Below are 21,942 nucleotides of genomic sequence, written 5' to 3'. Positions count from 1 at the left end.
TAATAAATAAATTATCCCCATTTTGATGGAGCAGTTTATATTAGGTATTATCTAACTAACTATTTTTTACCTTAAATTAATAGAATCTACATTTTATGATGTTTCAAAGGAGTCATTCAATGTACGAAAAAAGTTATAAACAAATACCTGTGAAGAGTGGAAAACTTATTAAAAATACCGAAAATAATTTCCTCCTAATTTCTAATTCAGGCAAGGCATATTCGACAAATATTGTCATCACTGAGATATGGAAACTCTGTAATGGTGAAAATTCTACTGAGGCTATTATTAACAGTATTCATCTACAATTTAGTAAAATGAAGAAAAGTGAGATTATGAGTCTTTTAGAAAAACTTCTAAATACAGAACTGATCGAATTACTTTAATAGCTCGTCTGAAACTTCAGAAATCTCAATTTGAAAATCGATATCCTCATACCTTTCAGGTACCTCTGTCAATTTAGACTGAATTAACTCTTTGAGCTTGATAATAGGAATCATACCTTCTTCACTCTTCTTCCAAATTGCGTACAAAGATGTTTTAATTGGACGATCTAATGAGAACGTCTTTAAACCTTGGTAGTCATTCAAAGGATTGTATGGAAGAAACATGACACATCTTCCTCGTTCACAGAGTTTTTTAATAAACTCTTGATGATCACTGTAAATTTTTTCCTTAGGAACAATTCCATGAGAGCGTAAATGATCAGAAATAATTTCATTCACGTTTTTATCCCAACTAGTTTGGGCAAATGGTATATTTCCAAGAATATCTTTTGGGTCTTTAAATTTATCAAAAAGATCTTCACTGCAACAAAAAACAACTTCGAATGATCCAATGATCTCGTAGGCTAATGATTTACCTTTTGGTTTTTTTAAAGAAATACCCCAATCAATATTTCCATGCTTAAGGTTGTCGACAAGAGTTTCATGCTCTGGCTGACGAATAGTATTTACAGTTCCATACTTTGTATATAAATCCCAGTATTGAGAGGCGAATTCAATTGAAAGATCGTAGGAGAGAGTTTCTTCAATACCTACAGCAACAGGATAGCCACCAACCACATCACCAGAAAAATATTCGAGAACTCGGCTACCTTCTTCGAAAATATGTCGAGCTCTATCAAAAAGAAGTTCTCCATCAGAAGTTAGAGTCAATCCCCTATAGTCACGAACAAATAATCGACGGCCAAACTTTTCTTCGAGTTTCTTTATCTGTTCACTCAATGTTGCGGATGTGACGCCGAGAAAGCTTGAAGCTTTTTTCAACGACTGAGCTCGCGCAATTTCATAAAAGTAATATAAATGATTCCAGTTAATATCTTTTAATTTTTGCAAAACAATTTCCTCTGTTAGTTTAAACCTAACACAAGAACCAAAATATGTTAAATCCTCTAACTTACCGTTTTATCGATATATTTAGAATTAATCAAACTTAAGGCTCCCATATACTTGAGATTAAACTTCAAATCATCTCCGACTGAATATTTTTTTTTGTTATTTCCCAAATCGAGGACGATCATATCTGAACTTGCTCCAATTATTTTGATCGCTTCATCATGTGGAAATATAAAGCTTGGATTAACATCTAACAGTCCGACATCAATAATCGCTCGATAACTTTCGCTAACGACTTCATCTTCAGAGGGTTCATACATGTCACCCGATGGGTTCTCACCAAACTCCCCAAATGGAGTCATCGGCTTTTTCATTAATTCAATAATTTGTGCATTGAGTTCGAAAACATCATCTCTCATGTTAGAGAATGTATTTCCAGACATAAGATCTTTCCCAAAATACAATGCTTCTCCAATTCTGAAGTGATTTATAGATTTTGGGACAGTCTTCTTTCTAATGAGAGGTAGAACAACAGTTGATCCTCCTGAGACAAATGGAATCGATTTATTAAATCGTGCTTCCAACAAGCTTTTATAGAGGGATAACTGAATTAACTTATCTTGGCTAGGCATCACGCCATTTAGACAATTAAAATTGCTTCCCAGCCCTACAATTTCTATATTTTTGAGTTCAAATATTTTTGAATAAAAATTTTCAAGTTCACTTCCTAAAATCCCCTCTCTCAAATCTCCTAGCTCAATCATAATAATAATTTTGTGAACTTTAGATTGTCGGCGTGCTTCTTCATTCAATAAGAGAATCGTCTCAAGCTCTGTATTTAAACTGACATCTGCAAACTCAACAATACTCTTAACATATCTCTTTGCGGGAGGCTTTATGTATACAGTTTGAATTTCATTATTTATTTTTTTAATTCGCTTCAAATTAGTAATGCGAGAATCATGAAGCTCGAGGTTTCCAAGATTAATAACTTCTTCAAGAAACTTTTCATTTCCACACAAAAGCTTTGTTACAATTCCCCACTCAATTTTTTCACGCTCAAGAATCTTTTTTAATTCATCATAATTCTTCTTAAGTCTCTCTCGATAAAGTTTTATATGTGCCATTTATTGTGCGAACCTCATTTCTAAGTACTTATTTGTGAATCCTTCCCTCTCGTAGAGCTTCTTGGCCGGGTTATGTGGTTCAACATGCAGAGCAATTGATCCACTCAAATCTTCTTTAACAGCAGATAGTAACTTTCCTCCAATTCCCTTTCCTCTACAGTTCTCATCCACTGCAATATAAACAAGGATATGCTCAGGAATAAATCTCTTCATTCCTGTATTGTTAACAACAACTGCTCCAAGTAAGCGCCCCTCTTCTCGACAAAGGTAAATGCTCCCACCATAGTGACTCGAATCAACGTAGTTAATGCACTCCAAGATATCTTCTCTGGAGTCTCTAAATTCATCAAGATTAACAAATAAAAATTCTGTTAACTCTTGAACTTCTGCTGTTTTTAATTCTTTTGGTAAATATTTTTTTATTTCCATTTTTAATCCTTATATTTTTTTACACTCTTTGTAGTCTCATCAGTAATTTATCAACTGCCTCTGCCCGAGTTCTTAAACTTTTTAGATCAATAAACTCGCTGTCAGTATGCATACCGCCACCTATTGGACCTAGACCATCTATAATAAAACTATCAGAAGAGCTAAAATGATTACAATCAGATGCTCCACCGACACTTATCGCAGACACTCTCCTTCCTTCCAACTCGTATATAATGTCGAGATATTCATTAATAATATTTTTTGTTGTATTGTTTTTTGGAAATGGTGGACAATCGTCGACCACATTGAATTTGATATTTGCATCGAAACTAGAGTCTTCTAGAAGTTCTTCGACTTGACCACAAATATGATCTCGATCTTCGAATGTCGAGAATCTAATATCTAATTGACCATATGCTTCGTCGCTCACGACATTATAAGTATCACCACCTGATATTTTCCCGATGTTGACAGTTATTCCTTTATCTAAGTTTGTTAGCTTATTTATTTCATGAAGTTGGGAACTTAGCTGTCCGCAGGCATTTACACCAGCTTCAAAAGTTCTACCTGCGTGAGCTTTTTGTCCGGTAACATGAATGTCGTACCAGCGATTTCCTTTTCTCCCGACAATAATATCACCCTTCTCATTACTCGGCTCGAAGCCTAATATAATTGGAGAATCTTTTTTCAATTCATTAAACTTTTCATGAAATCCAACTGATCCAATCTCTTCATTAGGAGATGAAACGATTCTTAGTCCATAAATCAAAGAAGAATTATACTTTAAAAATGATTTTACAGCAGAAAGGATTACACAAATTCCACCTTTATCATCAATAACCCCAGGGCCATACAACCGCTCGTCACTTAGCTCTGAGTGAACATTATCAGTTAATGGAGAAAAGACAGTATCAGCATGACAAATCATAGTGATAAACTCTTTCTTCATCCCTTTAAATTCTGCGACTAATAAATCACCGTATTCGGCGTTTGAATGTCGTTTAATTTGAAAACCTAATTCTTTCAGCTGACTTTCGACAATTGACTGAACTTTGTTCACCCCTGCAACATTGCGTGTTTTAGAGTCGATGTTTAATAGTTTGATTAGAAGATCTAGCGAATTATTCTTTGTGTCCATGAAGATAAGATATAGGACGAAAAGTGAGAGAACAAGAAAGCAAGAAAGGGATTAGGTATAACCTAACCCCTCAAGCGTATTAGAACTTTGCGATAAGAGTCAAAGTGTAGTTGTAGTCAGACTTACCTTTTCCCTCAACAGGCGCATTGTCATACTTCCAAAGGTAGGCTGACTTCATAGAAAGAATTGAGGTTAGATTTACGATTATAGATGGTTCTAAATTAAGTAAGTAATCTTTTGATTCAGAGAAACTTGAAACATACTCCGCCCAGAATTTGTAACTTATTTTTTCATCATACTTATGATTTGCTTCTACGTATGCACGTACTTTACTTGTCTTTTTGTCAGCAACTGTTTCATCTGTATTTTTTCTGATTTCATAACGATAACCTAGCTCAGAAAGTAATGAAAAGTTATCTGTTTTTACAAAGTGGTGCTTATAACCAAAGTCAGTATTATATCTTCTCTTAATATCAATAAACCTATCCGCTTCCATTGATTGGCCTAAAAACATTGCATTAGTTTCAGTAAGAGAATAGTCGTATCTTAAACCGACAAGCCAATTTTCAATACTTCTTTTACCTTCTGATTCACCATAATTATAATTGCCCAGGAGTTCGAAAGCTTGCTTTGAAGATACTTCATACTTATTAATAGACTTCAGAGCATATGTTTCTTGTTCAGTATTTCCACCAGTTAAATTAATAAGAACACTATCTTCACTTGAAAATTTTGCATATGTATTCATGCTCAAGCAAACGAGTGCAGCAATTAATGAAAATCTCATATTTATCTCCTTATAAAAAAATGTATAATATAGTATGACTCAAAAAATACTTGAAGCAAACAGCTCAAAATTCTCCAATACAATACTGCAGAAGTCACGTATTCAGACGATTCAAATTGTAAAAGATTTTGCAAAAAATCTTCCCCTTGGCATCACAGAGAACGAGGCCAAAACACGTCTTGAAGGAGTATTCAACAAAGCTGGATCGACGAAATTTTGGCACCCAACTAAATTTAGAATTGGAATCAATACTAACAAATCATTTCGTGATACTTCAGATGAAGGTATTACACTTCAAGAAGATGACGTATTTTTTATCGATATTGGCCCTATTTTAGATGGTCATGAAGCAGACTATGGTGAAACGTTCTGCAATGGAGAAAAATTTAATTTTTTAGCTAATGCTTCAAAAGAAGTCTTCAATAAAACAGCAAAAATTTGGAAAGAAGAAACGATAACTGGTGCACAGCTCTATGATAAAGCATCACAAATCGCCAAAGAGATGGGTTATACATTAAATACAAAAATGGCCGGTCATCGCATTGGAGATTTTCCCCATCATATACACTATCGTGGCTCTTTAGATGAGGTTGACTTTCACCCAATTGAAAATACTTGGATACTTGAAATACATTTGATTCATGACGAAACAGGATATGGAACTTTCTTTGAAGATATCCTTATTGGAGATTAATTGTGCAAAAACTACTAAAAAAGTTTCCAACACTCATCAATCTTTATCCTCCATTCATAGGAGCTGGAATCAAAGTACATTTACCAACTGGTGATTACACGAATTTTCATGTTTCTATGAAATTGAAAATTACAAATCAAAACTATGTTGGCACTCAGTTTGGAGGCTCACTATACTCAATGTGTGACCCTTTCTTTATGCTGATTGCAATGAACAAACTTGGTAGGGAATATCTTGTATGGGATAAAAGTGCGACAATCGACTTTATTTCACCTGGAAAAGGTCAGGTTCATGCTCACTTTCAAATCCCAGATAATGAGATCCAAGAAATTATCAAAAGAGTTGAGGCAAACGGAAAAGATGAGCCAGTATTCGAAGTTAATATAATCGATAATACTAATACTATTATTGCGAAAGTTTCAAAAAAGCTTTGGATTAGAAAAAAGAAAAAGTAATCACTCGATATTGCTCGGGTCAATACCATAGCTATTAAAGATATGAGAATCAGGCGTTTCAGAAGTCAACTTAAGACCGTTCTTTTCTTTGTGTTCTTCAATATAACTTGGATAGCAGTTCTCCGAAGCGAGAACTTCTCTTGTATGAATACCTTGTTCATCAAAAGCATACCTTTCTGCACGATACGCATGTTTTTGAGAAAGTTTTTGTTTCCTACTATAAGCTGATGAGATTAACTCTAACTCTTCATCTGTAAGTTCTTTCATTGGTTCTATATCGAGGCCTAAAGAATTATAAATAGCACGATATCTTTCGTACTCAGCTAGATCTTGTTCGTATTCAAATGGAATAAGAGGATCAAGAGCATGACTAGCTTCGTGAACAAAGAAATGAGAAACAAGCCCAATCTCATCATCAAAATCAACATAGATAGCAGCTGGGGTTTCTGTAAAATCATAAAGAGCCGCAGTTTGTGGCTTTAGCCCTCTCTGTCTTCGCTGAGAATAACTTAGATGTTTAATTGTGACGGCATTACTTTCAAGAAGTGGAATTAGTTTTTCAACAACCTCTCTTCCTTTCTCTGTTTGAGAAACTAGAAAAAACAGCTCCTCTTGAGAGAACTTCTTCTTATTTAATAATATCTTTTCATCTGATAGTTCGATTATACAACTTGAAACATTTAGTCTCTGAACAATGTACGGATCTTTCCAGCGAGGATCATGGTCGATATCGATTCCACCAGGGAATCCTGGCCCAAAGCCCGCAAAAACAGAAGATGAAATAGCAATTATAGATAAAATTTTAGTCCACATTTAGCCAGACTAACATTAAGGGAGTACCAAATAAAGAAATCGGTAAATTTTATAGAACTAAGCAATATCTTCAGGCAAAATAATAGCTTGCTCTTCAAGACCAAGACTAAAAGCATTGACGGTCAATTCGACCTCTTCTTTTTGTTGCGTCACAAAAAGAATCTTATCATGCTCTTTTAACGATGTTTGTCCATCAGGTATGACAAAGCTTCCACTTCGCTTGACAAAAATTATACGTGCACCTCTTGGCAGTCCAAGTTCATATATTTTCTTGTTAACGGCAAAATCCTCTGCCTTAATTTGAAATTCACCAATACCACTTTTGGTCTGTGCTAGAACTTCCATATCGACAGGAAAGTCCGGATCGTGGACACACTCAAAAAGTAATTCCAGCTTCTTTGCAACAAAGTTGATTGTCGATCCTTGCATCAAGGCCGAGACAAGAACTGCAAAGAAAACAACATCAAAAATAAAATTTGCTTCATTTCCAACATGAGTAGCAACTAAACTTGCAAACACAATTGGAGTCGCTCCTTTTAGTCCGGCCCACGATATTAAGGCCTTTTCCTTCATTTTAAACTTAGAAAAAGCTAAGGAAATGTGAACAGCTATTGGTCGTGCAATAAAGATTGAAAATAGAGCTAAAGCAAAACCAGCAGGAGCAATACTTAATAGACGTGATGGAAAAACCAACATCCCCAGCATAATAAAAAGCCCTATCTGACACAGCCAAGACATACCATCAAAGAAAGAAACAAGTGAGTTCTTATGAGGAATTTTTGAATTACCAACGTTCAGGCCAAAAAGATAAACGGCTAGAAGACCATTTCCATGAAATAGCGTCACTGTTGAATATGTTAAGAAAACAAAGCCCAATGCAACGGCAGGATATAGTCCTTGAAAATCAAGTAGTACTTTATCATTTAAAAATTTAAAGAGTCTAAAAAAAGCAACTCCTCCACAAAAACCGATAATAGGATTCGCAACAAAGAACTGAAGAGTATCAAAATTAAAAGACATCTTCTGTTGATAAAACCCAAGGAAAACCGTGACCAAAAGATAGGCCATAGGATCGTTACTCCCCGATTCTAATTCAAGAGTATAGCGAACATTTTTTGAAACTTGGAAGTTTCGATCTCTAAACGCTGTGAAAACTGCAGCAGCATCAGTTGAAGAAAGAATTGCACCAATTAATAGAGATTCAAAAATAGGTACCGAAAATAAATAATAACAAAAAATACCAATTGAGGCCGTCGTAATAACAACACCCAAAGATGATAGGGAGATTCCACTGCGTAGGACAGGTCGAATATCTTGAGACTTTGTTAATAGACCACCTGAAAAAATAATAAGGCAGATTGCGAGAAGAGACAGAGAGTGAGTAAGTTCATAGTTTTCGTAGGCAATGCCTCCTATCCCCTCACTTCCAGCAGCAATTCCAACAAAGAGAAAGAATACAAGTATAGGAAGTCCAAATCGTGATGAAGACTTACTAAAGTAAACGCTAATTAGTAATAAAATAGACCCTATTAAAAGAGCGTTATTTAAAATGTATTCCATAGTGTTTTTATCGGTTAAAACACTGAAAACTTTAGTCATTTAAAAGATATTCATTGCGAAGAAAATTCAAAAATAGTAGAAAACCTAGAAAGGAAATAATTGTGACAAATAATGATATTCTAAAGAAAATTCGTGTAGCTCTTTCTCTCAAAGATACTGATATTATTGATATCCTCAAACTATCAGATTTTGAAATGACAAAGACCGAACTATCGGCCCTATTTCGTAAAGAAGACCATCCAAATTATAAAGAATGTGGAGATCAGGTTCTAAGAAAGTTTCTTAATGGCCTTATCACTAAGATGAGAGGACCAAGGCCAGAAAGACCAGAGAAAAATTCAACTGGCCCGAGCCCATTTCCTAAACCTTCGAGATAAATCGGCTCTTATCAAAGCGCATCTGTGGACCATATATTCCATTTGATGCTCTTTGACCGACACCAATCACCATCATTGGATGATCCTTACAAGAAAGCTTTAACATCTTACGTACTCTCTTTGCATCAAACCCTTCCATTGGTAGAGCGTCATAGCCTTGAGCTCGAACAGAAAGCATGAGATTCTCGCATGCAAGAGCTGTCGACTTCACTGCCCATGTTTTTAAATCACTCGGCCAAACTGGTTCGCGAATCATCACTTTTGTAATTCCAAGAATATTATAAAGAAGCCACTTAATTGGTGAGAAAACTCCAAAAGGTCCCATCATTCCATAAGCAGATGGAGCAAGCTTTGTGTAATATGAGCGAACAACATCAGGAATGTCAGCTCCACTAGCTTCCATTTGCTTAATAGTTAAAGCACAGTGCTCCTTCCATGTTCCAGTCTTTGCTATACATACAATAAGATGATTAGCAGAGCGTGCACCATTTTGTGAAAAGCAATACTTTGCCAATTCCTTTTTTGCTTCAGAACTTTTCACCCAAACAAATTGCCACGGCTGAAGATTTGAAGAATTTGGTGCTTTAAGAGCATCATCTAAAGCATTTTCAATCACAGAATCAGGAACAACTTCATCACTGAAGACACGCACACTTCTTCTTGAATCGATAACTTTTTTAAAATCGCTATAATCTATTTTAACTTCTGGTTCTCTGTAGCCAGTATCTATTTTTCTTGTAAAAACTGTTTCATCAGACATAAAAACTCCTCGTCACAAAATTTTATGACTTATACAGAAGCTTGTCTAGGCAATGAAATTATTTTAGAACTTTGATTTCTTGACCAGCAAAAGAAATTGTCTGACCAGCATTGATCTTACATCTCTTACGAGTCTCTACTTGACCGTCAACCGTTACCTCACCTTCTCCAATCACTAGCTTAGCATGACCACCTGTTTGGCATAGTCCAGTTGCTTTTAGGAGATCACATAAAGGGATAAAGTCGACATTATTTAATTTGAATTCTTTCATAGGTACTTTTGAAAAGTGTTCCAACAAATACAGAAGTACTTGTCGGAACCTTGTGAAAATTAGATCTTAGTAACGTCCGCCACCAAATCCACCGCCACGGTTTCCACCGCCACGATTTCCACCACCGAATCCACCTGAACGTGGCTCCATTGGCTTAGCTTCGTTTACTCTCATTGTACGTCCACCAAAATCTTGACCATCAAGTTTCTCGATAGCTTCAAGTGCTTCTGAATCATTAGACATTTCAACAAAAGCAAAACCTTTGCTTCTACCTGTTTCTCTATCAATGATTAGTTTTGCAGAATCTACAGTTCCACACGCAGAAAATGCGTCTAGTAGTGATTCTTCAGTTGCAGAAAATGGAAGGTTTCCAACATATAATTTTTTACCCATTTCGATATCTCCTCTCGTTTAAATGGTTTATAGCACCACGCTCTTGAGAAGTTAGACAGAAAATCTGGGAAAAATCTCGGAACAGTTGCATTGTTAACAAGCCAATAATTAGCATACAACATTGACCACTGCAACACAAAAGCGAAAGAAGTCAGATTATTGAAAATCTGACACGATATGGACCCCTTTTTGTAGGAATTTTAGCTCTTTATGAACGTATTGCACTAAATGAATTACCCTTGTTCCAAGGAGTTTTCGCACTTTCTTAGGAAAAATAAATCCAGTCATAAGATAGAAGAAGATTCCAAGCTTTTCTGCGCCCCTAAACTCCTTCCTCTTCCCTATCAAAAGAGATGGCCTTAAGAAGTATATTGATTCAACACCACATTCTTTAACAGCATTCTCCATTTCACCTTTTACACGATTATAGAAAATTTTAGAATTTGCGTTGGCCCCTAAAGACGAATTAATAAATAGAGACTTTGCTCCACTCTTTTTTGCGAGACGACTAAAAGAAACTACATAATCGTAATCGACAAGCCTGAATGCCTCTTGATCTCCAGCTGTTTTAATTGTTGTCCCAAGAGTGCAAATAAAAACATCGCCTTTGATATCTAAATTTTCAATTTCAGTAGTAGAAAAATTTATTAGAACAAACTGCTCAAACTTCGGGTGATTAAGACGTAAGAGACGACGGGTGATTATTTTTATATTTTTAATTTTTGGATCAAGTGCTAATTCTTCAATTAAATGAGATCCTACGAGACCACTCGCTCCAATAATAACAACTTCCATCTTATTTCTCCTCGTACCTTATTATAAGGTAAAATTTGACGAATTTAAGAAAAAAAAGAAATAATAGATATTAATAATCAAGGACAAGAATATGAAATCAACACTTATAGCAATGTTAATTGCAACTTCACCCCTAGCAAATGATAAAACAATTTGTGGTCCCTCGGATAATCGTGAACCATCTTATGATACAAGAATAGCACGTGCCTCTGAAATGAAGGGTGTGGCCGGATGTACAGTAACAATGGTTGGACGCTCGTGCGCTATTTCAGCTGGTCACTGTGTTGATGCTCTAGAGAAGTTATCTTTTAATGTTCCAAGATCTATTAATGGACAACCTCAAGCCTCTTCCGCAGAAGATACTTACTATCGAACAAAAGATTTCCTACGTTATGAAAATAGCGGACCAGGAAGAGATTGGGCAGTAATTAGAGTCCTTCCAAATAAAATCACTGGGAATTATCCAGGTGATGTTCAAGGATTTTACAAAGTTGACTTGAAGGACAAACCATCAAGAGGAGAAAGTATTTCTATCACGGGTTATGGTCTAGATGGAGCGGATATGACAAATAACCTTGCCCAGCAAACTCATAAAGGTGAAATTCTTAAGACTAGAACTTGGGGAGCAAAATCTCTACTAGAGCATAATGTCGACACCATGGGTGGAAACTCTGGTTCTTCAATTATCTCAGTCGCAACAGGTAAAATAATTGGTATTCATACACATGGTGGTTGCACCGAAAAAGGTGGAGAGAATAAGGGAACACTTATCGCAAAGAGTAAGACGTTTAAGAGTGTAATCGAAGACTGCCTAGCGTGGGAAAAATCGCTTGAGTGATATCAGTGACGCTCGAGAAATCTTAAAATCAGTTTTTGGCCACGATGAATTTCGTGGCAATCAAGAAAAAATAATTAACACAGTAATCAATGGTCGCAGTGCCCTCGTTCTCATGCCAACAGGTGGAGGAAAATCGCTTTGCTACCAAATTCCTGCCCTCTCTAGAATTGGAACGGCCATAGTTGTCTCCCCTCTAATTGCTTTAATGAAAGACCAAGTCGATGCATTGATTGAAAAAGGGGTTGAAGCTGCTTTTTTAAATTCATCACTCACACCGACAGAGCAAAGAGAAATCGAACGATCTCTTCTCGATGGAAATATTAAAATTCTCTATGTTTCACCAGAGAGAATTAAATCTGATTTTCTTCTTAATATATTAAGACGTATTGAAATTTCTCTCTTTGCCATAGATGAGGCTCACTGTGTTTCTCAGTGGGGACATGACTTTCGTCCAGAGTATATGGAACTGGGTGCTCTTTCTAAGACCTTTCCAAATGTTCCACTAGTCGCACTAACTGCAACGGCCGGTCTTGCGACAAGAGATGAAATCATTCGCTCTCTTGGCCTCTATGAAGCTGAAGTTTTTATTAGCTCATTCGATAGGCCAAATATTAAGTACACGATTCAAAAAAAAGGCACAAAGGAAGATAACTTCAATCGTCTCATCGACTTCATTGATACTGAACATCATGGCGAGACAGGAATTGTTTACTGTCTTTCTCGGAAGAGCACAGAAGAAGTTGCAGCAAAGCTTGTTAAAAAAGGTTACAACGCAATTGCCTACCATGCAGGGATGTCACAAAAATATCGTGATCGAGCTCAAGAAATTTTCATCAAGCAGCGAGGAATTATCATCGTCGCAACGATTGCATTTGGAATGGGTATTGATAAGCCAGACGTAAGATTTGTGGCACATATGGATCTACCAAAATGCCTTGAGTCATATTACCAAGAAACAGGTCGAGCAGGACGAGATGGGCTACCTTCACACGCCTGGATGCTCTACGGGATGCAAGACCTTGTTCTACTTAGAAAGATTACTAACAAGGGTGTTCGCTCTGGTCCGAGGAAAAGAGTTAACGATGAAAAGCTCGATGCCATACTCGGTTTCTGTGAGACGACAAGTTGTAAGCGAGAAGTACTACTAAATTACTTTGAAGACTTCTATCAAGGACCTTGTCATAATTGCGATAGTTGTCTTTCTCCCGTTGCCAAAACTATTGATGCAACAGAGTTAGCAAAGCTTGCCCTTCACGCTGTTTACGAAACTGGACAAAAGTATAATATTCAATATGTCGTGGATGTTCTCCAAGGAGTTATTACACCAGTCATTCAAAAAAATGGACATCATCATATCACAAGCTTTAATGCTGGAAGTGCTCACGACTCAACTCTTTGGTACTCAATCTTTAGACAACTAATTGCGATTGGACATCTCAAGATGGTAATGGATGGTCGCTCCGAACTACGCCTCACTGCAACTGCAATTGATGTACTTGAGGACAAGAAACAAGTTATTCTAAAAGCTGATTATAATAAGACTGCTCCACCAAAATCGACTTCAGAGACATCTTCAACTGCCGCGCGAACAAAGAAGAAGGCGACAAAGAAAACAACAAGACGAACTAAGAAGACAAGCACAAGAACTTCGAATCAAACTGAACTTGCACTGCCTGTCGACAATTCTGATCTTGCTATCTACAACTATCTAAAAGAATTCAGAACTCAAATAGCTAAGAAAAAACGCACCCAAAGCTTCAAGGTTTTTCCAGATAAGACCTTATTTGAAATGGCAAGAAAACGCCCGACGAATCTTTCCGAACTAGAGGAACTGTACGGAGTTGGTCCTAAGAAACTCAAAACATATGGAAAAATATTTTTAGATAAACTAAGTGAGCTTAGTTAAGAGTGCGCTATATTTAGACGCTATTGTTTCTTTTGTATTGTGATAATGCTTAGTGATCTTCTTTAGATGCTTCAAACTGGTGTCACAGCTATTAAGATATAACTCTTCACCTATTTCAGAAACTTCCTCATTATATTGATGGCCCACAAATAAAACCTCATAGGTCCAAGAACGATCGGTAATTAAATGCTCAGATAATTTGTTAAGACCTCTACTTCTTAGATAGCTCCTCACCTTATAGGCCTGATTGTGAGGGCTTAAAATAAAGTCTGTATCGCGAAGATCATTTCGAAGCTCTAACCCCTCAAGAATGTGAATCATTTCCTCACCCCCAACACCACAAATACATACAAGAGAGTTTGAACCAAGATTATCAATGAAGGCGCCATCTTTACATATGACATCTACTTGCTCGGATTGAAGATACTTGAGATTGGCCATAATAGATTCAACACAATCGACAAGGAAAAGTTTTTCACACTTATCTCTTTTCAAGATTTCAAGACCTAGCTTTCCATGATCACAACATATATCCCATACCGAAGTATAATTCTTCTGCACAAGAGATGAGATAGCCTTGAGACGTTGACTTAATCCAGAAGACATTTTTCTTATCCAAAAAGTTCTTTTGAAAGATCGAATCTCTTCCACTTCGCAAGGACATTTCGAAGCAAATTCTTATTCTCAGGCTTATACCAGAAGAAAAAATTTCTTTGCATTGTCTTGTCGTTAAGAGAAATCGCAGTATCAACTTTTGCAAGTGTATAAGGATGATAACCTGAATAGTAAATTTCAGTAGCAAGCGTCATTGGAGTTGGAGTGAAGTCTTGAATCTGCTCTAGTTTATATCCCAACTCTTTAGTCTTAATTGCTAGCTTTGCCATATCCTCAGGCTTACAACCAGGATGTGACGATATAAAATATGGAATAATTTCTTGTTTCAATCCCTTCTTAAAACTTACTTCTTCAAACCTTTCTTTGAATTTCTTAAAATATTCAAAGCTTGGTTTTCTCATAAACTTAAGAACATGATCTTCAGTATGCTCTGGAGCAACTTTCAGGCGGCCAGAAACATGGTGAGAGATAAGGTCTTCAACATATTTTTCATCCTGTACAGGATGTTTTGATTTAGGATTAAACATGAGATCATATCTTAGACCAGAAGATACGTAAGAGTGCTTCACATCTTTGTGTTCTCTAACCATCTTATAAAGATCTATCATCTTTTCTGGATTTGTATCAAGATTACGACAAACACGAGGGAAAATACATGACGGAGCTGCACAACGATCACAAATATCCTGATCAATCCCTTTCATCTGATACATATTTGCAGATGGTCCACCAATATCAGAAATAGTACCTCTAAAATCTTCCATCTTAGTAATTGCATTTAGCTCTTTCGCGACAGATGCTTTGGATCGGGAAGCAATCATCTTTCCCTGATGGGCAGAGATCGTACAGAAGCTACAACCCCCAAAGCATCCACGGTGTGTATTAAGAGAAAATTTAATCATCTCGTAAGCTGAAATCGGTCCTCTGCTCTTATATTTTGGGTGAGGAAGTCTTGTATATGGCAAATCAAATGAAGCATCAATCTCTGACTCGGTCATTGTTTGAAATGGAGGATTAATAACGAGCTTATCACTACCAACATTTTGAATCAGACGATTTGCATACTGCTTATTAGACTCAAACTCAATGAATCTAAAATTCTTTGCATAGGCCTTCTTGTCTTTAAGACATAGCTCATGACTTGAAAGTTCAAGATCTTTCCAGCCCTTTGAAGTTGAAAGCTTTTCTTTTATTGGAACAAGGTATCCAGTTTGAGGAATATCTTTTAATTCTTCTATTCTCTTTCCGGCCAGCATTTCTGTTGTAATAGCTCTTAGAGGCTGTTCACCCATTCCATAAATAAGAAGGTCTGCTCCAGATTGAGTGAGAATATTTGGAAGTAATTTATCCTGCCAGAAGTCATAGTGAGTAACACGTCTTAAAGATGCTTCAATACCACCAATTATAACTGGGCAGTCAGGATAAAGGTCTTTCAAGATCTTTGTATAAACTGTCGTTGCATAGTCAGGTCTAAAATTAACATCCCCACCTGGTGTATAAGCGTCTTTTGATCTCGCTCGTTTTCCAGCAGTGTACTTATTAACCATTGAATCCATATTCCCCGAAGTTACTCCAAAGAATAATTTCGGTTGACCAAACTTTTTGAAATCACGAAGGTCATCCTGCCAGTTAGGTTGTGCAATAATCGCAACTTTTAAACCATAACTTTCAAGAATTCTTCCAATAACCGCATTACCAAACGCCGGATGATCGACATAAGCATCCCCTGTTACGATGACAACATCGAGCTCACTCCATCCTCTTTTTTTAACTTCCTTCATCGTCGTTGGAAGCCACGCTGTAATTGGTAATTGATTATTTTCTTTCATGGCTGATATGTACAAGTTTTCAAGGCCTTAAGCAATCAAAACCTTGAAAACCTGTAAAAATGAATTGCTACTGATCACATTTTTGGTCAAGGTACTCAACTAACGTAATATCACGAGCTTTCTTTACCTCTTCAACAACTGTTCCCTTTCCAATTTTCAAGAAGTTTGAGATTTTTCCAATAACTGATTCATCTTTCTTCTCAACTAATTCAGTGTCTATCACAGTCTGCATACTTTCGGTGAAACCAACTTTCTTTTGGTTTCCTGATATAATTGAACCTAGTTTAATTTTGGATCTAAGTCCCTTATAGATTTCTTTATAACCCTCCACACACTTTGTATTTGCAGGTGATTCTACAGCAAGACAAGCGAGGCGATGTACACTCACTTCAGTAGACACACCAGCAACGAGAGTTGAATAAGACCAATTATCAATTCTTCCTTCGTTGAATGATTCTGTATAATCTCTTAGCTCAAGGTAACCATCACGATAGACTGAGATACATTCCTGGTTTGATAAGAATTCTCCAGCAAAAGAATTAAAAGAAAGTAGTGTCATTCCTAATAGAAAGATTTTTTTCATGATGTCTCCAAATAATTTAATAGTTGGTTTTATGCTACCAGAATAGAACTTAGGAGAATCTTAGAGTGAATTATTTCTAATAGGTGTAAAAAAATTAGACACTGATTTTATTCATTTTGATAGATCTCTTCATACTTGATCTCAAGCTCTCTAATAAGACCAGTCTTTTCAATCTCCAGAATTTTCTCATTAATCAGCTTCATCAGAGGCTCACTTGGAATTTTAGATTTTTTTGATAGGGCCATGAACATTCCCGTTTTAATGATTGGCACAGGATATACAGCTATTTGATTTTCAATCCCCATCAGCTTGGCAACAGAAAGACCAGCACTATAACCAGCGACAAGGTAGTCTGCACGAGAACGTAACAAAAAGCGAAAGCATTGCTCAGTCTTAGCAAGACGTTGAATTTTCAAGATAGATTTTGATGCCTTATCAAACTCATCGCCAAAACTATCATTAATAATTGCGGTACCCTGGTAACTTGAAAGATCCTTTAACTCTTTGAAGCTAAGCTTAGAGCCTTTCTTCAAAAAAAGTACTGTTCGATCTTCCATGAATGGCTTTTCTGAAAAGTGGTATATCTTTTTGCGTTCCTCGTTTAAGTAAGGAGGAAGAAGAATATCTATACGCCCCTGATTTACTTCCTCAAGAGCACGTCCCCACGTAGCTACATGCTCAAATGAAATTTTATACTCACTACCTTTAAAAATAATCTCGAGAAGCTCAACGGCTACTCCCTTTAACTTGTCGTCTTTTTCAGAATACCAAATAATTGGAGGATAATCGGGGTGGCCAGTTACACGTACGAGCTTATTCTGAGCAAAAGAACTCATGCTTAAAGTCAAAACTACGAATAAAATGATGTTTTTCAAATTAGTACCTTCAATTGATCACACAAGATAGAATACATGAAAAATAACAATATATTGTGAAAAATAAAAATTATTGAAAACGACTAGATTTCAAGCATCTTAATTGAGATACCAATTAAAATTATTGCGCCAGTAATTGAGGCGATTGAAGCGTACTTTGTCGAAACCTTCTTCGCCAAATATAACCCCAGAAGCGTCGAAATAAATGCCCAAGCTCCAATTGACACAATATAAGGAGTTATAGAGTCCTGCATAACCCCAAGTCCAACGCCAACTCCTAGGGCATCCAAACTTGTTGCAAATGAAACGACTAAGATTTTAAGAAAACTATGAAATTCTTTTTTCTCCTCTCCTTCGTGACTATCTCCTTTAGCGCGAAACTCCACAATTCCTTCATAAAGCATATGAAGAGCGACAGCGAGTAATAAGACAAAAGCTATCCAATGATCGACATCAGCAAAACGAGCAACCACTTTTGCCCCGGCCATAGCACCAACAAGAGATGAAAGGGCCTCGGCTCCACCTGAAGCACAAGCGAATCGTAATGCATCTTTAAAAGTAAAAGGGCGAAAGCCCATTGCAAGTGCTGCCGAGAATGAATCAGCACTTAGAATCAAACCAATTAAAAAAATCCCTAACACGTATACCTCTTAGAATACTACGCAAACCCCACTCGAAAGCGGCGATTCTTAATTCTTCCATTTTGAAGTTTGGAAACTACAAGCTTTGCATGTTCTTTCTTAATAGCAACAAAGCTTACGATATTTGAGATACTAATATTACCCACAATATCAGCCCCAAGTTGTGTTTCTCCAACAATCGCCCCAAGAATGTCACCAGGTCTAAGTTTATCTTTTTTTCCACCAGAAATATAGATTGTCGACATTGGAGGATGTACTAAGTATTCGGTTGCATCAAATTCTTCAAGTTTCACAACCTGTATATCTTTATTTTTAAATTCACTAATTCGATCAATTTTATGGGCTTCATATTCAACATTAAAAGTAACTGCGACACCTTGATTTCCTGCACGGCCAGTTCTTCCGATACGATGGGTATAAACCTCTGGATCGTCAGTAATATCGTAATTTACAACTAAGGGAAGCTCCTTAATATCAATCCCTCGCGCAGCGACATCAGTGGCAACAAGAATGGAAAGCGAACTATTGGCAAACATCTCAAGAGTTGCTGTTCTTTCATTCTGCTCAAGGTCTCCGTGAATACTCAAAGCTGCAATCCCTTTATCTTGTAAAAAATTTGAGACATCATCGGATGTTTTCTTAGTCTTACAAAAAATAATTGCACGCTCAGGTTGAAAATCACCAAGTACTTTTAAAAGGGCCTTATCTTTTTCTTTATGAGTTTTAAGTTCATAGAAAATTTCTTCAATAGAAGTCTCTTCGTGCTCAACATCAACACTTACCTCAACTGGATCTTTAAGAATATTTTTACTTAGCTCCACAATTTCTTCAGGAAATGTTGCCGAGAACAACATCGACTGATGTTCATTCTCACGAAGATAGGTATTAATTTTTGAGATATCTTCAATAAATCCCATATCCAGCATGCGATCGGCTTCATCAAGAACAAAGCTATTTACTTGTGAAAGATTGAGCGATTTTTTCTTAAGAAGTCTCAGAACTCTCCCAGGAGTCCCTACGATAATATGGGCCCCATGCGAGAGTGATTTCTCCTGGTGATACTCTGAAGTTCCACCCGAAATTGTCAAAACCTTCAGATTCTTTGTCATCCTCGCAAGTCTTCTCAACTCTTCGGCGACCTGACTTGCAAGCTCTCTCGTCGGGCATAGAATAAGTGCCTGAACACCAAAATTTGGAACATGAATCTTATTTAAGATCCCAAGGCCAAAAGCAGCAGTTTTTCCACTCCCCGTCTTGGCCATTGCAATAATATCCTGTCCTTTGATAATTATTGGTAAAGACAGTGCCTGAATCGGCGTCATCTCATTGTATTTAAGCTCTTTTAGGTTATTTAAGAGCTCTTTATTTAGTGCTAGTTTATTAAATTTATTGTCCATGCCCCTATATAGCATTAAAACAATGCATTGTGCGAATTCTTTTGCACCTGCTAAATAAAAAGGTCTTTTTAATGGGCCTTTTCATTACTATAATGTCCAAAAAAAGCAGAGGTAGATATATGGGAAGAAAATGGGCGAACATCGAAAAGAAAAAAGGTGCCGCAGATAAACTTAAAAGTCAGATCTATACAAAGATTCTCTTCGAAGTAACAAAAGCTGTAAAGTCTGGTGGAGAAGATCCAGGATCTAACTTTCTTTTAAAAATTGCATTAGAAAAATGTAAGAAGAATAACGTTCCAAAAGACAATGTTGATAAGGCAATTAAAAAAGGACTTGGTGGTGATAACGACGGCTACCAAGATATCACTTATGAAGGTTATGGGCCAAATGGTGTTGGAGTATTCGTAGAAGCATCTACAAATAACGTCACAAGAACAGTTGCCAATGTTAGAAATTACTTCAAGAAAGCTGGTGGTTCACTTGGAACAACAGGTTCTCTTCAATTTGTTTTTGATAGAAAGGCCGTTTTTGAAATTCCAGTTGGCGAAATCGATGAGGATGAATTTACTCTTGAGATGATTGATGCTGGAGCCGAAGATATCGAAGTTGAAGATGGTTACTTCACAGTAACAGGACCAATGGAAGTATTTGGAGCAGTAACGAAGAAGCTAGAAGAAATTGGAATTCAACCAGAAGAAGCTTCACTTGAGCAAGTTCCTACAACTTTTAAAGAAGTTGATGATGAAACTTATCTAACTATTATGAAGCTTGTTGATAATCTAGAATCAGATGAAGATGTTATTAAGGTTTATCACAATATTCAATTTGATGAGAGATTCAACGACCTCTAATCAAATTACTTATCCATGTTGAGAAGCCTTACATAGAGCTTCTCAACTTTCTCTCTTGCCCAAGGTGTCTTTCTTAGAAACTTCAAGCTCGACTGAATACTTGGATCATTTATAAAACAATTAATTTTTACAACCCTCCCAAGCTCTTCGAAGCCTAATTTTTCAACTAGTTCTTCAAGAATAGATTTCAAACTCTTTCCATGTAAAGGATTGTTTTTTTGTTCTGTCATATATACCTAGATAAATGTAGTTCCAAGTCCGATTAGTGCTCCAAAGACTCCGCCCCAAACAACGAGCCAGCCAAGGTGTTCTCTAATCATCTCTTGAATTATTTCTTTAACCATTACAGGTGTAAGTTCGTTAAGTCTACCGTCAACCATTTCTTCAACACTGTCAGACATACTCGTGCTCTGCTCCCCTTTTTGGGTTAAATTAGAAATAAAGTTTTCATCTTGTAGCATCTCAGCGATGATTTCTTTAAACTTTGCTTCAAACTGAGGCCTAAGTGGCTCAAGGGCCGCTTCTCCGCCAAACATTGCAAGCATTCCACCAAATTGTGAATTCATAATAGCACTTTTGAGCTTTGTGAATACCTTGTCAAAATCAATCGCGGCCATCACAGACTCTTCTTCAATCTTCAACAAACTCTGTGAATTGCTCTTCATAAATTTTTCAAAGTTCTCTTTAGTAAAGAATTGATTCATCATCAAATTTCGAATGCCTTGCTTGAATTCAGTAAATCGCTCTGTCACAATTCCTGAGCCATAAAGCCCAGGAACCTTCTCAAATAGCATATGAATCGCGAGCCAATTAGTAATCGCTCCAGAGAATGCGTATAGCCCCATCGTTTTCAACTGTGGACCATAGACTGGTGAAATATAGCCAACACCAATTAGAACAATTGATAATAAATTTGTAACTAAACTCTTATTCATTCCATTTTCCTTTTCTTAGTAATTTCAGCGACAATTGACTTTGCTTCTTGCAAATCTTCATCAGTTGCGAAGCTTGGGTTCTCCTCCATCATCTTTTCAAATCGCTCGAGGAGGTCTTTGGCCGGGGCATTTATTTTAAATGAAGCCCCTTCAGAAATTGATTCAACTTTACGCCATCGAAGCTCATCTAAAAGATCGATAAAAGTTTCTTTCACAGGAGAGCGTTCAAGCTCCTGCTCAATAACAATGAGAAGATCCCACCAGTCATTACGCTTGTACTTTCTAATAATTTCCATAGGAATTTATAACATTAATTTTTATCTTTTGAAATATTTCGTGAGATCAATATTGAAGTGACGCAAGCAACCAAGTATTAGCAGAACGGCTGCTCCCTCATCGAGATTACCAATAAATGGTATATTATCTGGAATGAGCTCAAAAACACCCGCTCCAGGATTGAGGATGTAGAGAAGACCCAAAAGCCCACCAAGAATTGCAACAATAGATTTAATTTTTTCTTTATTCATAATGATTCA

28 protein-coding genes are annotated in these 21,942 nt (G+C 36.6%); 7 read left to right on the top strand and 21 right to left on the bottom strand.

What is annotated here, in order from left to right:
- Positions 1–119: 119 nt before the first annotated feature.
- Complete coding sequence (locus M900_RS04075) at positions 120–386, top strand: PqqD family peptide modification chaperone (protein ID WP_021273152.1); 267 nt, start codon at positions 120–122, stop codon at positions 384–386.
- Here M900_RS04075 and M900_RS04070 read toward each other — a convergent pair.
- The 5 genes from M900_RS04070 to M900_RS04050 form a co-directional block, all read right to left on the bottom strand.
- Positions 378–1,337, bottom strand: coding sequence for a LysR family transcriptional regulator (locus M900_RS04070; RefSeq protein WP_021273219.1), 960 nt, complete (start codon positions 1,335–1,337; stop codon positions 378–380). The two genes, M900_RS04075 and M900_RS04070, sit on opposite strands and share 9 nt — an antisense overlap.
- Positions 1,338–1,393: 56 nt before the next feature.
- Positions 1,394–2,464: an alanine racemase gene (locus tag M900_RS04065; protein ID WP_021273050.1), complete on the bottom strand. Its 1,071-nt coding sequence runs from the start codon at positions 2,462–2,464 to the stop codon at positions 1,394–1,396.
- Positions 2,465–2,893, bottom strand: a complete 429-nt coding sequence (locus M900_RS04060; RefSeq protein WP_021273454.1) for a GNAT family N-acetyltransferase — start codon at positions 2,891–2,893, stop codon at positions 2,465–2,467.
- Positions 2,894–2,912: 19 nt separating this feature from the next.
- The gene (locus tag M900_RS04055; protein WP_021273232.1) at positions 2,913–4,031 is read right to left on the bottom strand and encodes a M20/M25/M40 family metallo-hydrolase; all 1,119 of its coding nucleotides are present in this window, start codon (positions 4,029–4,031) and stop codon (positions 2,913–2,915) included.
- 79 nt (positions 4,032–4,110) lie between these two features.
- A complete protein-coding gene (locus M900_RS04050) occupies positions 4,111–4,818 on the bottom strand; it encodes a DUF481 domain-containing protein (protein ID WP_021273322.1) in 708 nt (235 codons plus the stop codon).
- Positions 4,819–4,852: 34 nt separating this feature from the next.
- On the opposite strand from M900_RS04050, the gene M900_RS04045 reads away from it, so the two are divergent.
- Both M900_RS04045 and M900_RS04040 read left to right on the top strand, forming a co-directional pair.
- Positions 4,853–5,512 carry a M24 family metallopeptidase gene (locus tag M900_RS04045; protein WP_021273403.1) on the top strand — a complete coding sequence of 220 codons (660 nt, stop codon included), beginning with the start codon at positions 4,853–4,855 and terminating at the stop codon, positions 5,510–5,512.
- A 2-nt stretch (positions 5,513–5,514) separates the two neighbouring features.
- Positions 5,515–5,967, top strand: a complete 453-nt coding sequence (locus tag M900_RS04040; RefSeq protein WP_021273110.1) for a YiiD C-terminal domain-containing protein — start codon at positions 5,515–5,517, stop codon at positions 5,965–5,967.
- Here the strand turns inward: M900_RS04040 and M900_RS04035 are convergent, their stop codons facing one another.
- Both M900_RS04035 and M900_RS04030 read right to left on the bottom strand, forming a co-directional pair.
- Positions 5,968–6,780: a hypothetical protein gene (locus tag M900_RS04035; RefSeq protein WP_034730969.1), complete on the bottom strand. Its 813-nt coding sequence runs from the start codon at positions 6,778–6,780 to the stop codon at positions 5,968–5,970. It lies immediately after the preceding gene.
- Between the two features lie 57 nt (positions 6,781–6,837).
- Complete coding sequence (locus M900_RS04030; protein WP_021273385.1) at positions 6,838–8,340, bottom strand: potassium/proton antiporter; 1,503 nt, start codon at positions 8,338–8,340, stop codon at positions 6,838–6,840.
- 101 nt (positions 8,341–8,441) lie between these two features.
- Between M900_RS04030 and M900_RS04025 the strand changes: the two genes are divergently transcribed.
- A complete protein-coding gene (locus tag M900_RS04025) occupies positions 8,442–8,717 on the top strand; it encodes a DUF1456 family protein (RefSeq protein ID WP_021273362.1) in 276 nt (91 codons plus the stop codon).
- Here M900_RS04025 and M900_RS04020 read toward each other — a convergent pair.
- From M900_RS04020 to M900_RS04005, 4 genes are all read right to left on the bottom strand, one after another.
- A complete protein-coding gene (locus M900_RS04020; RefSeq protein ID WP_021273511.1) occupies positions 8,701–9,477 on the bottom strand; it encodes a nitroreductase family protein in 777 nt (258 codons plus the stop codon). The genes M900_RS04025 and M900_RS04020 overlap by 17 nt on opposite strands.
- A 58-nt stretch (positions 9,478–9,535) precedes the next feature.
- Positions 9,536–9,748: an RNA-binding S4 domain-containing protein gene (locus tag M900_RS04015; protein WP_021273426.1), complete on the bottom strand. Its 213-nt coding sequence runs from the start codon at positions 9,746–9,748 to the stop codon at positions 9,536–9,538.
- Positions 9,749–9,814: 66 nt separating this feature from the next.
- Positions 9,815–10,141: an RNA-binding protein gene (locus M900_RS04010; RefSeq protein WP_021273177.1), complete on the bottom strand. Its 327-nt coding sequence runs from the start codon at positions 10,139–10,141 to the stop codon at positions 9,815–9,817.
- A gap of 156 nt (positions 10,142–10,297) precedes the next feature.
- Positions 10,298–10,936, bottom strand: coding sequence for an NADH(P)-binding protein, PF13460 family (locus M900_RS04005; protein WP_021273255.1), 639 nt, complete (start codon positions 10,934–10,936; stop codon positions 10,298–10,300).
- Positions 10,937–11,027: 91 nt separating this feature from the next.
- Between M900_RS04005 and M900_RS04000 the strand changes: the two genes are divergently transcribed.
- Positions 11,028–11,774 carry a serine protease gene (locus M900_RS04000; RefSeq protein ID WP_021273099.1) on the top strand — a complete coding sequence of 249 codons (747 nt, stop codon included), beginning with the start codon at positions 11,028–11,030 and terminating at the stop codon, positions 11,772–11,774.
- Entirely contained in the window at positions 11,767–13,680 is a 1,914-nt protein-coding gene (gene recQ / locus M900_RS03995) for a DNA helicase RecQ (RefSeq protein WP_021273269.1), read from the top strand. The genes M900_RS04000 and recQ overlap by 8 nt, the downstream gene beginning before the upstream one ends.
- Here recQ and M900_RS03990 read toward each other — a convergent pair.
- The 6 genes from M900_RS03990 to dbpA form a co-directional block, all read right to left on the bottom strand.
- Positions 13,663–14,286 carry a tRNA (adenine(22)-N(1))-methyltransferase TrmK gene (locus tag M900_RS03990; RefSeq protein WP_021273580.1) on the bottom strand — a complete coding sequence of 208 codons (624 nt, stop codon included), beginning with the start codon at positions 14,284–14,286 and terminating at the stop codon, positions 13,663–13,665. The two genes, recQ and M900_RS03990, sit on opposite strands and share 18 nt — an antisense overlap.
- A gap of 5 nt (positions 14,287–14,291) precedes the next feature.
- Positions 14,292–16,124 (bottom strand): YgiQ family radical SAM protein, encoded by a 1,833-nt coding sequence (locus M900_RS03985; protein ID WP_021273123.1) that lies wholly within the window; start codon positions 16,122–16,124, stop codon positions 14,292–14,294.
- A 67-nt stretch (positions 16,125–16,191) separates the two neighbouring features.
- Positions 16,192–16,707, bottom strand: coding sequence for a hypothetical protein (locus tag M900_RS03980; protein WP_021273200.1), 516 nt, complete (start codon positions 16,705–16,707; stop codon positions 16,192–16,194).
- 107 nt (positions 16,708–16,814) lie between these two features.
- Positions 16,815–17,582, bottom strand: coding sequence for an ABC transporter substrate-binding protein (locus M900_RS03975; RefSeq protein WP_157680535.1), 768 nt, complete (start codon positions 17,580–17,582; stop codon positions 16,815–16,817).
- Between the two features lie 83 nt (positions 17,583–17,665).
- Entirely contained in the window at positions 17,666–18,223 is a 558-nt protein-coding gene (locus M900_RS03970) for a manganese efflux pump (RefSeq protein ID WP_021273390.1), read from the bottom strand.
- Positions 18,224–18,240: 17 nt separating this feature from the next.
- Positions 18,241–19,620, bottom strand: a complete 1,380-nt coding sequence (dbpA, locus tag M900_RS03965; protein ID WP_021273327.1) for an ATP-dependent RNA helicase DbpA — start codon at positions 19,618–19,620, stop codon at positions 18,241–18,243.
- Between the two features lie 119 nt (positions 19,621–19,739).
- On the opposite strand from dbpA, the gene M900_RS03960 reads away from it, so the two are divergent.
- Positions 19,740–20,471, top strand: a complete 732-nt coding sequence (locus M900_RS03960; RefSeq protein WP_021273512.1) for a YebC/PmpR family DNA-binding transcriptional regulator — start codon at positions 19,740–19,742, stop codon at positions 20,469–20,471.
- A gap of 5 nt (positions 20,472–20,476) precedes the next feature.
- Here the strand turns inward: M900_RS03960 and M900_RS03955 are convergent, their stop codons facing one another.
- The 4 genes from M900_RS03955 to M900_RS03940 are packed head-to-tail and all read right to left on the bottom strand — an operon-like array spanning position 20,477 to position 21,933.
- The gene (locus M900_RS03955; RefSeq protein ID WP_021273158.1) at positions 20,477–20,701 is read right to left on the bottom strand and encodes a VF530 family DNA-binding protein; all 225 of its coding nucleotides are present in this window, start codon (positions 20,699–20,701) and stop codon (positions 20,477–20,479) included.
- Positions 20,702–20,707: 6 nt separating this feature from the next.
- On the bottom strand, positions 20,708–21,406 hold the full coding sequence (locus M900_RS03950) for a hypothetical protein (RefSeq protein WP_021273115.1): 699 nt from the start codon (positions 21,404–21,406) through the stop codon (positions 20,708–20,710).
- Complete coding sequence (locus M900_RS03945; protein ID WP_021273306.1) at positions 21,403–21,702, bottom strand: hypothetical protein; 300 nt, start codon at positions 21,700–21,702, stop codon at positions 21,403–21,405. Before M900_RS03945 ends, M900_RS03950 begins: the two co-directional genes overlap by 4 nt.
- A gap of 21 nt (positions 21,703–21,723) precedes the next feature.
- Positions 21,724–21,933 (bottom strand): DUF1232 domain-containing protein, encoded by a 210-nt coding sequence (locus tag M900_RS03940; RefSeq protein WP_021273283.1) that lies wholly within the window; start codon positions 21,931–21,933, stop codon positions 21,724–21,726.
- Between the last annotated feature and the right edge of the window lie 9 nt (positions 21,934–21,942).

It is taken from the genome of Bacteriovorax sp. Seq25_V (assembly GCF_000447795.1).
GTDB lineage: Bacteria > Bdellovibrionota > Bacteriovoracia > Bacteriovoracales > Bacteriovoracaceae > Halobacteriovorax_A.
Note: the sequence above shows the minus strand (reverse complement) of the source record. Positions and strands in the feature narration are given on the sequence as shown.

What these genes read in the sequence shown, in the direction of transcription:
- M900_RS04050 (WP_021273322.1), bottom strand. Translation starts at nt 4,818, where the DNA reads ATGAGATTTTCATTAATTGCTGCACTCGTTTGCTTGAGCATGAATACA.
- M900_RS04035 (WP_034730969.1), bottom strand. Translation starts at nt 6,780, where the DNA reads ATGTGGACTAAAATTTTATCTATAATTGCTATTTCATCTTCTGTTTTT.
- M900_RS04020 (WP_021273511.1), bottom strand. Translation starts at nt 9,477, where the DNA reads ATGTCTGATGAAACAGTTTTTACAAGAAAAATAGATACTGGCTACAGA.
- M900_RS03990 (WP_021273580.1), bottom strand. Translation starts at nt 14,286, where the DNA reads ATGTCTTCTGGATTAAGTCAACGTCTCAAGGCTATCTCATCTCTTGTG.
- M900_RS03950 (WP_021273115.1), bottom strand. Translation starts at nt 21,406, where the DNA reads ATGAATAAGAGTTTAGTTACAAATTTATTATCAATTGTTCTAATTGGT.
- M900_RS03945 (WP_021273306.1), bottom strand. Translation starts at nt 21,702, where the DNA reads ATGGAAATTATTAGAAAGTACAAGCGTAATGACTGGTGGGATCTTCTC.
- M900_RS04005 (WP_021273255.1), bottom strand. Translation starts at nt 10,936, where the DNA reads ATGGAAGTTGTTATTATTGGAGCGAGTGGTCTCGTAGGATCTCATTTA.
- M900_RS03960 (WP_021273512.1), top strand. Translation starts at nt 19,740, where the DNA reads ATGGGAAGAAAATGGGCGAACATCGAAAAGAAAAAAGGTGCCGCAGAT.
- M900_RS04030 (WP_021273385.1), bottom strand. Translation starts at nt 8,340, where the DNA reads ATGGAATACATTTTAAATAACGCTCTTTTAATAGGGTCTATTTTATTA.
- M900_RS04000 (WP_021273099.1), top strand. Translation starts at nt 11,028, where the DNA reads ATGAAATCAACACTTATAGCAATGTTAATTGCAACTTCACCCCTAGCA.
- M900_RS03980 (WP_021273200.1), bottom strand. Translation starts at nt 16,707, where the DNA reads ATGAAAAAAATCTTTCTATTAGGAATGACACTACTTTCTTTTAATTCT.
- dbpA (WP_021273327.1), bottom strand. Translation starts at nt 19,620, where the DNA reads ATGGACAATAAATTTAATAAACTAGCACTAAATAAAGAGCTCTTAAAT.
- M900_RS03985 (WP_021273123.1), bottom strand. Translation starts at nt 16,124, where the DNA reads ATGAAAGAAAATAATCAATTACCAATTACAGCGTGGCTTCCAACGACG.
- M900_RS04010 (WP_021273177.1), bottom strand. Translation starts at nt 10,141, where the DNA reads ATGGGTAAAAAATTATATGTTGGAAACCTTCCATTTTCTGCAACTGAA.
- M900_RS03940 (WP_021273283.1), bottom strand. Translation starts at nt 21,933, where the DNA reads ATGAATAAAGAAAAAATTAAATCTATTGTTGCAATTCTTGGTGGGCTT.
- M900_RS04055 (WP_021273232.1), bottom strand. Translation starts at nt 4,031, where the DNA reads ATGGACACAAAGAATAATTCGCTAGATCTTCTAATCAAACTATTAAAC.
- M900_RS03955 (WP_021273158.1), bottom strand. Translation starts at nt 20,701, where the DNA reads ATGACAGAACAAAAAAACAATCCTTTACATGGAAAGAGTTTGAAATCT.
- M900_RS04015 (WP_021273426.1), bottom strand. Translation starts at nt 9,748, where the DNA reads ATGAAAGAATTCAAATTAAATAATGTCGACTTTATCCCTTTATGTGAT.
- M900_RS04060 (WP_021273454.1), bottom strand. Translation starts at nt 2,893, where the DNA reads ATGGAAATAAAAAAATATTTACCAAAAGAATTAAAAACAGCAGAAGTT.
- M900_RS04065 (WP_021273050.1), bottom strand. Translation starts at nt 2,464, where the DNA reads ATGGCACATATAAAACTTTATCGAGAGAGACTTAAGAAGAATTATGAT.
- M900_RS04045 (WP_021273403.1), top strand. Translation starts at nt 4,853, where the DNA reads ATGACTCAAAAAATACTTGAAGCAAACAGCTCAAAATTCTCCAATACA.
- M900_RS04075 (WP_021273152.1), top strand. Translation starts at nt 120, where the DNA reads ATGTACGAAAAAAGTTATAAACAAATACCTGTGAAGAGTGGAAAACTT.